Source organism: Wenyingzhuangia sp. IMCC45574 (genome assembly GCF_054182685.1).
This window is the reverse complement of sequence record NZ_CM135169.1, coordinates 1596935-1610104: the sequence shown is the minus strand read 5'-3', so window position 1 is coordinate 1610104 and position 13170 is coordinate 1596935. Positions and strand designations below refer to the sequence as shown.

General features: G+C 35.2%; 12 protein-coding genes. 7 read left to right on the top strand and 5 right to left on the bottom strand.

Going from position 1 to position 13170, the window contains the following annotated elements; translation table 11 throughout:
• Positions 1 to 26: 26 nt before the first annotated feature.
• The 5 genes from ACXHHC_RS06790 to serB form a co-directional block, all read right to left on the bottom strand.
• Positions 27 to 1463, bottom strand: coding sequence for a TlpA family protein disulfide reductase (locus ACXHHC_RS06790; RefSeq protein ID WP_458228877.1), 1437 nt, complete (start codon positions 1461 to 1463; stop codon positions 27 to 29).
• Between the two features lie 79 nt (positions 1464 to 1542).
• Positions 1543 to 2073, bottom strand: coding sequence for a DinB family protein (locus ACXHHC_RS06785; RefSeq protein WP_458228876.1), 531 nt, complete (start codon positions 2071 to 2073; stop codon positions 1543 to 1545).
• Between the two features lie 196 nt (positions 2074 to 2269).
• Positions 2270 to 2875: a DUF1287 domain-containing protein gene (locus ACXHHC_RS06780; RefSeq protein ID WP_458228875.1), complete on the bottom strand. Its 606-nt coding sequence runs from the start codon at positions 2873 to 2875 to the stop codon at positions 2270 to 2272.
• 150 nt (positions 2876 to 3025) lie between these two features.
• A complete protein-coding gene (locus ACXHHC_RS06775; RefSeq protein WP_458228874.1) occupies positions 3026 to 3349 on the bottom strand; it encodes an EthD family reductase in 324 nt (107 codons plus the stop codon).
• Between the two features lie 402 nt (positions 3350 to 3751).
• The gene (gene serB, locus ACXHHC_RS06770) at positions 3752 to 4981 is read right to left on the bottom strand and encodes a phosphoserine phosphatase SerB (protein ID WP_458228873.1); all 1230 of its coding nucleotides are present in this window, start codon (positions 4979 to 4981) and stop codon (positions 3752 to 3754) included.
• Positions 4982 to 5129: 148 nt separating this feature from the next.
• Here serB and ACXHHC_RS06765 point away from each other — a divergent pair, with 148 nt between their 5' ends.
• The 7 genes from ACXHHC_RS06765 (at position 5130) to ACXHHC_RS06735 (ending at position 12974) form a co-directional block, all read left to right on the top strand.
• Positions 5130 to 6851, top strand: a complete 1722-nt coding sequence (locus tag ACXHHC_RS06765; protein WP_458228872.1) for a SulP family inorganic anion transporter — start codon at positions 5130 to 5132, stop codon at positions 6849 to 6851.
• Between the two features lie 62 nt (positions 6852 to 6913).
• Positions 6914 to 8320, top strand: coding sequence for an MBL fold metallo-hydrolase (locus tag ACXHHC_RS06760; RefSeq protein ID WP_458228871.1), 1407 nt, complete (start codon positions 6914 to 6916; stop codon positions 8318 to 8320).
• A 5-nt stretch (positions 8321 to 8325) separates the two neighbouring features.
• Entirely contained in the window at positions 8326 to 8706 is a 381-nt protein-coding gene (locus ACXHHC_RS06755; RefSeq protein WP_458228870.1) for a rhodanese-like domain-containing protein, read from the top strand.
• Complete coding sequence (locus tag ACXHHC_RS06750) at positions 8688 to 8987, top strand: heavy-metal-associated domain-containing protein (protein ID WP_458228869.1); 300 nt, start codon at positions 8688 to 8690, stop codon at positions 8985 to 8987. The genes ACXHHC_RS06755 and ACXHHC_RS06750 overlap by 19 nt, the downstream gene beginning before the upstream one ends.
• Positions 8988 to 8990: 3 nt before the next feature.
• Positions 8991 to 9578 carry a methyltransferase domain-containing protein gene (locus ACXHHC_RS06745; RefSeq protein ID WP_458228868.1) on the top strand — a complete coding sequence of 196 codons (588 nt, stop codon included), beginning with the start codon at positions 8991 to 8993 and terminating at the stop codon, positions 9576 to 9578.
• An 11-nt stretch (positions 9579 to 9589) separates the two neighbouring features.
• Positions 9590 to 9991 carry a macro domain-containing protein gene (locus tag ACXHHC_RS06740; RefSeq protein WP_458228867.1) on the top strand — a complete coding sequence of 134 codons (402 nt, stop codon included), beginning with the start codon at positions 9590 to 9592 and terminating at the stop codon, positions 9989 to 9991.
• A gap of 226 nt (positions 9992 to 10217) precedes the next feature.
• Positions 10218 to 12974, top strand: coding sequence for a triple tyrosine motif-containing protein (locus tag ACXHHC_RS06735; protein WP_458228866.1), 2757 nt, complete (start codon positions 10218 to 10220; stop codon positions 12972 to 12974).
• Positions 12975 to 13170 lie beyond the last annotated feature (196 nt).

Here is a 13170-nt window from a genome sequence, read left to right as displayed (position 1 = left end):
TAGGTTGGTCTTTAAGTATGTGTAAATTACAATGCCGCTAATTTTCGTAACTCTTTTTCTATAGGGGTTACGTACTTTTTAGTTTGAGAAGTAGGTCTGTCTGCACTAAAACTAACGAGTTTTCCTTTTTTATCAAAAATCATATAATTTGGCACCCAGTTAATTTCCATAAATCGGTTCAGTTTAGATTCAAAACCTTTGGGACTTAAGAAATGATTTTCTTCCGTAAGTGAGGTCTCATATATTTTACTCCAAGGAGTTCCTCTCCTGCTACCCACGTAGAAGTACACAAATTCTATAGGTTCGTCTTTTAGCTTTTCTTTTAAGTCTTTGGAGAATGGCATGGCAGCTCTACAAGGGCCACATTGCATATTCCACATATCTAAGTAGACTACTTTTCCTTTGAACTTTTTCATCATTTTTCCAAAGGTCATTTTGTTTCCTTGGGAGTCTATTACCAAGGTGTTTTTAAACTCCTTGTTTAATGGCTTGTTGAGTAATGCCTTTTTTACGTTGTACTTGTCTAAGGATTTGTTAACTACTCTTTTGCTAAGCTTACCAGGGCTTATACTGTTAAATAGTTCTATACTATTAGATTCGTAATCGTTTCTACCTAGGTTCCCCACAATACAATTTGCCAAAACATATTCTCTAGTTTTTCCAGTTAAAGAGTCTTTAATTACTTTGTTAAAAGCAATTCTAGATTCTTCCATAGATGTAAAAGAACGAGTTCCTTCTTTGTAAAAATTGGTGAATAATAAGCCTCTTATGTCTCTTATATAAGTGCTAGAAAAAGCTTTTTTATCGTCTACCGCATAAGAAAAGTGATACAGTTTTTGATAAGATTCTGGTAACTCTAAAGTTGTGTCTATTTTGTTCTTATACTTATACCTTCTAGGGTATCCCCTTAAAATACTTTGATAGATAGTTTCTGTTTCTAGTGTAAAGTACTTTTTAAACGCTGTGTTTAAGGTTCCTTGATGGAAACTATTAAGAGCAGCAATCCTTTTTTTCTTGAATTGTTTTAGTTTATTCATTAACTGCGCAGGAGCTAGTTTTGCTTTGTTAGAAGGTCTATAGAACTGGTAGTTACTAATTTTGTTTTTCTCTAAATCGTATAAGAAGTTGTTCTTATTTCCTCCTTTTCCTTTAAACACAATGTCGTCGTTATCTGCAGTCAATGTAAAATTGTCTTCAGGAAAGATATATATTTTGTGTCGATACCTACCTATGTAAATAGTACCTATGGTAACTTTGTTTACAGGAACTTCTATAGAAAAATTATTGTTCTTGTCTAAGGAGCTTATATAGGTTTTTTGTCGAGAAATAGGGTCTATGTTTAGATAGAGTTTAACTTCTTTTACATTGTCGGTTAAGACTTTTCCTTTTACAGTAACATTTTTGTGTTGCGAGAATACTTGTATGGATAGCATACAAAGTAGAACGGCTAGTGTTTTTTTCATGAATTTATTTTTTTTCATGAAGGTTACAAATAGCATGCCGTGAATTAACAAGTGTTAGTTTTTGGGGTGATGTATTCCTCTATTGGTTTAACAACTTTGTGTATTGCCTCCAAGGTCCCATGTCTTCTGAATAGTGTTTGGCGAGCACTCTAGATATTTGGTTTAGGTGAATTAAATCGTGGATAGTCCAAGTGGAAATAAGTTCTCTTAGGGTTACAGTACCAATATTTGAGTCTGGATGTGTTCCCGTTTTGTCTAAATCTTCTTTGGTTAAGTTCCAAGATTGTAAGGTAGCTATATTTTTAACTCTAAGGGCTTTGTATTCTTCTAGCAATTGGTCTGTAGTTTGCGTATTGTACAAGGTATCCTGTGCAAATCTGTCGTAAGGCTCAAAAGTCTCGTTAAAGTTTGGGTCGAGTATTTGGGTGGCTCTAGGAATCCAGTCCGTTTTTTCTCCATGAATTAAGTGTCCTAGAATGTTTTTTGCATTCCAAGTATTCGCTCCTTCGTTTAGGGTATCCCATTCGTAGGTCAGATTTTGAAATAAAGCGATATAGGCATCTGGAGTTCTCTCCAGCATTTCTACGGATTTGTTGAGGTTGAAGTTCATGGTAAAAGCAATTGTTTGGTTTTCTAAAAATAGAAATTATAATTGGTATCAGGTATCAGGTATCAGGTAGCAAGAATTGCATTTCTTTTGAAATTTCGGGAGCTACTTGACAACCCAAAGATATTTAGGAATTACAAATTGAGAAAATCGAGTTTTGTTTAGCCAAGAGTCATTCTAACTATTCCAATTGATGCGTTTACTTTTTTATACTTGACTTTAAATGTTTCGCAGTATATCTATAATGTCCTATTATTTTGTAGTCAAACAGGCAATCTTCTACTACTTGTCCGGCACCAATGTTATGAACAATTAAAAATTGATTTTTAGTTTTAGACTTTTTGTGAATTACAATTCCAATATGTGTAATTGCACCTCCTAGACTCCAACAAACAATATCGCCAGGTAAGTAGTCCTCAGCTTTTTTTGAAATAGGTTTCTCCGCACCTTTTCGTTTAAAAAAAGTCATCAAATTGGGCACTCTTCTGTGATCAATGTTCTTGTCTGTCCTTTTTAAACCCCATAGTTTAGGGTAAGAGTTAAAGTTTTGTAGCATGTCTTCGTGTACTTCCTTTTGCAAGTCAATGCCTAACTTTCTATAGGCACGAATTACAACGTCTGTACATACTCCTTTGTTACTTGGAACGTCTCCATTTGGATACTTGATGGAAAAATAACTAGGGTCGTAGGTGGCTTTTTGTTTTGTTAACTCGATGGCTGCACTAGATAGATCTTTTGTGTGAGATTGTGAAAAGCAAAAAAAGAAACCAAAAAGAAATAAGAAGAAGAAACCGTATTTTTTCATTGTAGTGTAAAAGAATTGTAAGATTTAGACATGGTATTTGCACAAAGCACTTGCTATAGGGAACAAGCAATATTTAGGCCAAGTACAATTCTTAAAATGTGTTTTAAGAGCTGTAGGGCCTTGTATGGTTTACTGTAAAGATTCGCTTTTTTAGATTAAAACTTCACTAATTTGTACAACGGGAGCTACATTGGTATAGTTTGTTGCATCTGCCATAATCGTTTCTGCATGGGGACCAAATGCGTTTTGAAAAGATTCCATAGAATCAAAATACATGTTTCCCATAGCAGCATATGGAGGTGTAGATCCTGGGGCTGCACTGCCTAGCCCAGATTCAACAGTAGCTCCTTTAACGGCATCTCCAAGTAAACCTGCTACCATTGGAATGTGCTTGTTGCAATAATAGTCCATGTTAAATGTTGCTCCTTCTCCGCTTGGATAGAGTACGCTTAGTTTAATCATTCCTTTTTTCATCTGTGTTTCTTTTAGGGATTAGTTTACGGCCTTCTTTAAAGATACTGGTTTTTAGGTAAGTAACAAAAATAGGGTGGAATTCTTTTCTGGGGAGTAGGTATTGGGTATCAGGTAGCAAGTAGCAGGTGCTGATGTGTTTTTAAAGTTGAAAGTTTGTAAAGTAAATTACGATTGACGAATTTAGAATTACGATTTTCATTAACCATTAACCATTAACCATTAACCATTAACCATTAACCCTTAACCCTTAACCCTTAACCCTTAACCATTAACCATTAACCATTAACCCTTAACCCTTAACCATTAATAGCCAAGAACAAAAAAATCCTTCCCAAAAATAAATTCAGGAAGGATTTTATATAAGTTTAGCATACAGCTTATAGCCTAAAGCAGTACGAAGTACTAATTCAAATCAATATGTCTATCGTGGTAACCTAATAAATAAAGAACACCGTCTAATCCTAAGCTAGAAATAGAGCTTTCTGCACTTTCTTTTACTTTTGGCTTGGCATGGAAAGCAATTCCTAAACCAGCTAAGTTTAACATAGGCAAGTCGTTTGCACCATCTCCCACTGCAATAGTTTGGTTAATGTGAATCCCTTCTTTTTCAGCAATTGCCTTTAGGTATTCTGCTTTTTTATTTCCATCTACAATCTCACCAATATAGTTACCGGTTAAGGCACCGTCTTTAATTTCTAATTGGTTGGCATGTACATAGTCAATCCCCAATTCTTTCTGTAAGTATTCTGCAAAATAAGTAAACCCTCCAGAAAGGATAGCCGTTTTAAATCCGTAGTATTTTAAGGCTTTAAACAAACGGTGTGCACCCTCTGTAATTGGTAAGTTTTTAGCTACATCTTGCAATACATCTTCGCTTAACCCTTCTAACATAGCCATACGTTTCTTAAAGCTTGTGTTAAAATCAATCTCACCACGCATTGCAGACTCTGTAATCTCGTCTACTTCTTTACCAACACCTGCCAATTCAGCCAACTTTACAATTACCTCTGCCTGAATCAATGTAGAGTCCATATCAAAACAAACCAAACGACGGTTTCTACGGTAAATATTATCTTCCTGAAAAGATAAATCAACATTTAAGTTTCTAGAAATGTCCATAAACTTAGAAGTCATTTCTGTTTTATTGGTAACCTCTCCTCGTACAGACAATTCAATACAAGAACGAGATTGCTCTTTTTTCTCTATCAAAGAAGTTCTACCTGTTAAACGCTTAATAGCATCAATATTTAGTCCTTCTTCTGCCATTACTTTGGTAACCGCAGCCACTTGTTCAGCAGCCAATGCTTCTCCTAAGATGGTAACAATATAACGAGGTTTTCCCTGAGAACTTACCCAGTTTTCGTAGTCTTCTATAGTAATTGGAATAAACTTAACACTAATTCCAAGTTCGTAAGCTTTAAATAATAAATCTTTTAAAACAGGCCCCGAGTCGTTATCTGCAGGAATTTCAAATAAAATACCTAAAGATAAAGTATCGTGAATATCTGCCTGACCAATGTCTAAAACCGTTGCATTGTAATCTGCCAATACAGAAGTTAAACCAGCAGTAACTCCAGGTTTGTCTTGTCCTGAAACTTTTAATAAGATGACTTCTTTTTGTGCGTTTGCCATGTAGGTCTATTGAATTAATTAACAGGGCGTAAAATTCGGTATTCTATTGTTGATATAAAAAAATATCACCCCTTTTTTTACGGGTCTGTAACTTTTGTTACTGCTAAGTAGGTGTTAAGGTTCTAATTTTGCAATAAACAGATTCTAAATGAAGACCTATTTCCCATTTATTACGTGGTTGTCCTCTTATTCTAAAAAGTGGGTGTATGGAGATGTAATGGCAGGTATAACTGTTGGGATTTTATTAATTCCACAAGGAATGGCCTATGCTTTAATTGCCGGTTTGCCTCCGGTATTTGGTTTGTATGCGGCGTTAATGCCACAGGTAATCTATGCATTTTTAGGAACTTCTAGACAGTTGGCAGTAGGGCCTGTTGCCATGGATTCTTTATTAGTGGCTGCGGGGTTAGGAGCATTGCAGGTATCTGGGTTAGAAAATTATATAGCCATGGCTGTATTCTTATCCTTGTTTATGGGGTTTGTACAATTGTTATTGGGTTTTCTTAGAATGGGCTTTTTGGTAAATTTTTTATCCAAACCTGTTATAAGTGGTTTTACTTCTGCAGCCGCTGTAATTATAGGACTAAGTCAGTTAAAACATATTTTAGGAGTTGGGGTAAAAGGGAGTTCTAAGTTGCACCTGTTAGCCTATCAGCTATTTGATGTGTTGCCTCATATAAATAGAGCAACATTTGTACTTGGCCTAAGCAGTATTGTGGTGTTGGTGCTTTTAAAAAAGTACGTTCCTAAAGTACCTGCTGCTTTGGTGGTAGTAGTACTAGGTGTTTTATTGGTGTATGGCTTGCAGTTAGAGCGTTTAGGTGTACAAATAGTGGGAGCCATTCCGCAAGGTTTGCCTTCTTTTAAAATACCCCGTGTAAACGAGCTGCCTTTTTTAGAAATGACTCCATTGGCGGTTACCTTGGCTTTGGTGGCTTTTATGGAAGCCATTTCTGTGTCTAAATCTTTAGAAGAAAAGGAAAAGAATTACGAGGTAGATGCCAATCAGGAATTAATAGCCTTGGGAGCTGCCAATATGATTGGTTCTTTTTTTCAGGCCTATCCTACCACAGGAGGTTTTTCTAGAACGGCAGTTAACAATCAGTCTGGAGGAAATACAGGTGTGGCAAGTTGGATAAGTGCCGGAGTGGTAGCACTTACCTTATTGTTTTTAACGCCCTTGTTTTACTATTTACCCAAAGCAGTTTTGGGAGCTATGATTTTGGTGGCCGTTGCCAATTTGTTTAATGTGAGCTATCCCATAGAGTTATGGAAACAAAATAGAGAAGAGTTTTTTTTACTGATAGGAACTTTTATTATAACGCTGTTTATGGGTATTACCCAAGGAATTGTTATTGGAATGATTGCCTCTTTAATTGTAATGGTGTACAGGACATCGCAGCCACATATTGCAGTGTTGGCAAGAATAGAAGGAAGCAATTATTTTAAAAACATTCACAGATTTAATACGCAAGAAAGAGAAGATTTACTCATTTTAAGATTCGATGCGCAATTGTTCTTTGGAAACAAAGATTACTTTAAGAAAAAATTAGAAAGCTTAGTGCAGCAAAAGAACGCTACTTTAAAAGCGATTATACTCAATGCAGAATCCATCAATTATATTGACAACAGTGCAAATAGCATGTTAATTCAGCTAGTTCAGAAACTAAAAGAGCAGGAGATTCAATTCTTTATCGCCGGAGCCATTGGCCCTACCCGAGATGTGCTGTTTAACAATGGATTGATGGACGTGTTGGGGAAAGAAAATTTATTTGTAAGAACTTACGAAGCCGTAGATTGTTTTGATGGAATTATTTGCAAAGACGATTTACAGCGAAAAATTTGTCATCAGGCTACCAAGGATGTGTAACGTTTGTTACTGTGGGGCTTGGGAACGAACCTTATTTTTGAATGGTATTAAAAACACAACTCATGAAAATAGAGCAAATATATACAGGATGTTTAGCACAAGGGGCTTATTACATAGAAAGTAACGGAGAAGTAGCAATTATAGATCCACTTAGAGAAGTACAACCCTATATAGATTTGGCAGCAGCCAACGGGGCGAGTATTAGCTATATTTTAGAAACCCATTTTCATGCAGATTTTGTAAGTGGACATGTTACCTTATCAGAAAAAACAGGAGCACCTATTATTTACGGACCCAATGCAAACCCCAGTTTTAAAGCAATTATTGCAAAAGATCAACAGGAGTTTAAGCTAGGAGATGTAGTTATTAAAGTGTTACATACACCAGGGCATACTATGGAGTCTACCACTTATTTGTTGATAGACGAGCAAGGAAACAATCATGCTTTGTTTACAGGAGATACCCTGTTTTTAGGAGATGTAGGTCGTCCAGACTTGGCACAAAAAGCTGCTGATATGACTCAAGATGAGTTAGCTGCAACATTGTATCATAGTTTACGAACTAAAATTATGCCTTTAGAAGACGAGCTAATTGTATATCCTGGGCATGGAGCAGGATCTGCTTGTGGAAAGAATTTGAGCAAAGAGACTTCGGGAACTTTGGGAGATCAGAAAGAGAATAACTATGCTTTACGAGCGAATATGACAGAAGCCGAGTTTGTAAAAGAAGTAACCCACGGTTTGTTGCCTCCACCACAATATTTTCCGTTGAATGTAAAGATGAATAAAGAAGGATACGAGGATATTGCAAGCGTAATAGCACAAGGAACACACGAGTTGTCTGCAAACGAGCTAGAACAGTTGGCAAACGAAGCAGGAGCTTTGGTTTTAGATGTTAGAACAGCAACAGAGTTTGCACAAGGTCACATTCCTCAGTCTATTTTTATTGGGATTGATGGTGGTTTTGCTCCTTGGGTAGGAGCGTTGATAGGAGATGTACAACAGCCTATTGTTTTGGTAATTCCAGAAGGTAGAGAAGAGGAAACTATTACCCGTTTGTCTAGAGTAGGTTTTGACAATACTTTGGGCTATTTAAAAGGAGGATTTGAGGCTTGGAAGTTGGCCAATAAGGAATACGATACGGTAAATCAAGTATCGGCAGCGGGATTAAAAGAGCAGTTACCAGGGGCAAAGGTCTTTGATGTAAGAAAACAAACCGAATTTATTTCGGAAAGAATACCTACAGCAAAGAATACACCACTAGATGGGATCAATTCGTATTTGTCTGATTTTCCAAAAGATAGCAGTTTTTTTATGCATTGTGCAGGAGGATATAGAAGTATGATTGCTGCATCTATACTAAAAAGCAGAGGAATTCATAATTTTGTAGATGTAATCGGTGGTTTTGCAGCCATAAAAGAATCGGACATAGAAATAACAGATTACGTATGTCCATCAACCATATCTTAAAAATTATGATTAAAACAATTTGTATTGTAGTTCTTGTTATCTGGGGCTTAAGTTACGCGCAACGTTTAACGGCTCAGGTAAAGTTTAAAAGAATGAACGTAACAGAGTTTAAAAACGCAATTAGTGTAGAAGAGGTACAGTTAATAGATGTAAGAACACCTAAAGAATTTGTAGCTGGGCACATTGCCAATGCAAAAAACATAGACGTGCTGGCAACACCAAATTTTAAATTGCAAATACAAAAATTAGATCCAAGCAAACCCGTATACATTTATTGCCGATCGGGTAAGAGAAGTTTAACAGCCCTAAGAATTTTAGCAAAAGCAGGTTTTGAACAAGCCTGGGATTTAAAAGGTGGTTATATGGCTTGGGAGCAACAGAGATAGACAAAACCGTTATGGAAGCAACCATTAAAATACAAAATTTAAAATGTGGCGGTTGTGCCACTACTATTAGCAATAAAGTAAATGCTTTAGAAGGAGTTAGCAATGTGCAAGTACATGTAGAAGAAAGTACCGTTACTTTTAAATATGTAGCAAAAGAGCAAGTAGACTTCGTAAAGGAAAAACTATCTAGCATTGGTTATCCTATGGTAGATGAGAAAAATCCATTGCATAAAAAAGCACAGTCTTACGTAAGTTGTGCTATAGGAAAAATTAGCAAATAAGGAATGGAGGTATTAGATGCAGAATTTTGGAACAATCGTTATTTAGAAGGTAGCCATCGTTGGGATTTGGGAGAAGTTAGTCCTCCTTTAAAAGCCTATATTGATGAATTGACAGATAAAGACCTGAAAATTTTAATTCCGGGAGGAGGAAATTCTTACGAAGCGGAGTATTTGTTTGGTAAAGGCTTTACAAATGTATTTGTGGTAGATTTGGCGGAAGAGCCTTTAAAGAATATCCTTACAAGAGTTCCCAGTTTTCCTAAAGATCAATTGATACAAGGTGATTTTTTTGAGCTGAATGATACGTTTGATTTGGTGTTAGAACAAACATTCTTTTGTGCGTTGTATCCCGATTTAAGACCAGCATATGCAGCAAAAATGGAACAACTTATAAAACCAAATGGTATGTTAGTGGGTTTGTTGTTTAATGCGGAGCTACATAAAGACCACCCCCCTTTTGGAGGTGCTAAGAAAGAATACCAAGCGTTGTTTAAAAATCATTTTGAAATTGTAAGCATGGAACCCTGTACCAATTCACACGAGACCAGAATGGGCAGAGAGTTATTTGTAGTTTTTAAGAATAAAAGATAGATATTGCAGCTATGGAATTAGAAATTGTACAAGGAGATATAACAGAGGTAGATGTAATTGTAAATGCAGCTAACACATCTTTATTAGGTGGTGGAGGAGTAGACGGTGCTATACATAGAAAAGGAGGGAGAGAAATACTTGAAGATTGTAAAAGGATAAGAAATCGCCAAGGAGGTTGTAAAGTAGGAGAAGCTGTAATAACTGTTTCTGGAAATTTACCATGTAGTAGAGTGATACATACAGTTGGTCCTAGATGGAATTTAGGTAAATCTAATGAAGAAGAAAAGTTAAAATCTTGTTACATAGAGAGTCTAAAACTAGCTGAAAAGGAAAGTTTAAAAAGTATAGCATTTCCTAATATAAGTACTGGGATTTATAAGTACCAAAAGGGTTGGCTGCTAGAATTGCTATAGAAACAATAAAAATGACTGATGTTAAACAGGTAAAGAAAGTGTATTTTGTTTGTTACGATGATGAGAATTATAAAATTTATAAAAATTTACTAGAGTTACAATAAATTATAAATAGAGTTAATAAAACCAAAAGAGTCACTATTAAGTGGCTCTTTTTTGTTATTTTAATGGGCAATCTAACCCAAAAAAGATGCGTATCCCTAAGCTTTTATTTTTTTTGCTTTTTATGAGTCAACTTTTTGCTCAAGAGTTGCCACCTATCAGTATTTACAGTTCTAAAGAATATGGAGCCGAAAATCAGAATTGGTCTATTTCTCAGGGGGAAGATGGGCATATATATGTAGCAAACAATAAAGGGCTTTTAGAATTTGATGGAGCCAATTGGAGTTTGTATCCATCTCCTAACGAAACCATTGTACGATCTGTTAAGGCAAAGGGAAATAAGGTTTATACTGGTTTTTTTAATGGTTTTGGTTATTGGCAAAAAAACAGAAAAGGAATTTTAGAATATACATCGTTATCTGCAGAGTTAGATTTGTTAGATGACGAACAGTTTTGGGGGATAGAAACAGTAGAAGAGTGGGTGGTTTTTCAGTCCTTACAGAGAATCTATTTTTGTAATATAGAAAATGGGGCTGTAAAAATTCATCAAACAGAAGGGCAGTTGCAAAACGTTTTTGAGGTAGACGATGTATTGTATTACCAAGAGTTAGGTAAGGGAGTGTATAAAATGTTAAAAGGAGAGCCAGAGCTTATTGTAGATAATCCTGTACTTAAGAAAAACGTGGTGGTAGGTGTGCACGCTGTTAACGGAGAACTTATTTATATAACAGATAGTAAAGGAGCTTTTGTTGAGAGAGAAAAAGGTTTAGAGGTGTGGAATGTTACTATTCAAGAAGAGCTATCTTCTAAATATACCATCTATAGTAGCATACAATTAAAGAACGACAATATTGTCTTAGGAACCATTTCTCATGGTCTAATAGTACTTGATGATACTGGGAATGTTGTTTATAAAATCAATCAGAAAAAAGGCTTGTCTAACAATACTGTACTCTCTCTTTTTGAGGATAGCGAGCAAAGTGTTTGGCTAGGTTTAGATGATGGAATTAATGTACTAGATGTAGATTCTCCTTTACGAGTTTTTAAGGATATAAATGGAGTAATTGGAACTGTTTATAGTTCTATAGTACATAAGGATAGAGTGTATTTAGGAACCAACCAAGGATTGTTTTCTAAAAATAAAGACGAGAACGAACCTTTTTTACTGGTGAAAGGTACAGAGGGACAAGTTTGGACATTAAAAGAATTGAATGGTGAGCTGTTTTGTGGACACAATTCTGGTACTTTTTTAATAAAAGGTAATACCGCTACTAGGTTTAGTGCTGTAATGGGAGCATGGAAAATAGAAGCAATAGATGAAAATACGTTTATACAAGGAACTTATACAGGGCTTTATGTGTTTCGTAAAAATGAAGGGATGTGGGAGTTAAAGAATAAATTAAAGGGGTTTAATATCTCTAGTAGGTATTTCGAAATTTTTGAAAATAAAACCATTTTTATAAACCATGAGTATAAAGGAGTCTATAAACTATCTGTAAATAAAGAACTAACAGAGGTGTTAAATACCAAAATTATAAGTTCTATTCCTAAAGGTTTACACTCTGCTTTGGTTAAGTACAAGGGAGATGTTTTGTATGCCTATAAGAAAGGTGTGTTTAAATATGTAAAGCAAGAAGATAAATTTATAAAAGACGAAACACTGTCTGCATATCTTTCGGGAGAAAAATACATTTCAGGAGTGTTGTATCATGCAGAGAAGAGCGAAGACAAACTATGGGGTTTTACACAAAAGGAAGTTGTTTGTGTAGAGCAAGGGGGGGTAAGCTCAAAGCCTAATATAAAAACCTATGCGGTTCCTTTAGTTTTAAGAAAAGGAGCAACTGGTTTTGAGAACATATCAGAAGTAAGTTCTAAGAAATATTTGCTAGGGAACTCTTATGGATATATCACTTTAGACATAAAAACTTTAAGCGAAGTTAAAGGACGTAATGTAGAGATTAATCAAATAAAGAATGCCTCTTTAGACAAGAACTATGTAAATATAGCTTTGGATAGCGTTCGAAAGTTTTCCAACGAAGCAAATAATTTTGAATTCTATTGTAGTGCACCCGTATTCGACCAGTTTAAGCAAGTAGAATTTCAATACCAAGTAGAGGGCTTGTCTAATTTGTGGAGCGAATGGTCTACAGAAAGTAAAATAGTAGTAGAAAACCTTCCTTTTGGAAAATATGTGTTTTCGGTAAAAGCCAGAGTAGATGGGATAGAGACAGAAAACATAGCTTCTTATCGTTTCTCTGTTAAAAGACCTTGGTATTTTTCTAACCTATGGATTGGTTTATACTTATTAGGAATCTTTTTCTTTTCTGTTTTTATGCATAGGGTATATACTCTAAAACACAATAAGGACAAACAACGTTTATTAAGAGAAAAGCAAAAAGAATTAGAATTGCAAAAGTTAGAGAATGACAAGCGTTTAACACTTATGGAGAATGAAAAGTTAGAAGCAGATGTAGCGTTAAAGAGTAAAGAATTGGCAAGCTCTACGATGAGTGTGATTAAGAAAAATGAATTGTTAAGTGCTATCAAAGATGAATTGTTAAAAGGAGATCAAAAAAGCATGAACAATGTAATACGAATTATAGATAAAAATTTAAACAACGAAGGAGATTGGGAATTGTTTGAAGAAGCCTTTAATAATGCTGATAAAGATTTTATAAAAAAGGTAAAACAATTACACCCGTCGTTAACGTCTAACGATTTAAGATTGTGTGCGTATTTACGTTTGAATTTGTCTTCTAAGGAGATTGCACCACTCTTAAATATATCTCCAAAGAGTGTAGAAGTTAAAAGATATAGGTTGCGAAAGAAAATGAGCTTGGCAAATGAGCAAAATTTGGTAGACTACATACTTCAGATGTAACTAACAAGTCTCTTTTTAGTATTAAAACTACTACAAACAAGCGTTTTTATGTAGTGTATTTTATTACAAAACCTAGTTTTGCCTTTTGTTTACGGGGTTTCAGCACACTACAACACCTATACAACACCACTACATTAACCAAAGTTAATACTTTTAAAACCCTTTAAAAACTTAGTTAAAACCTACTGGTGGGTAT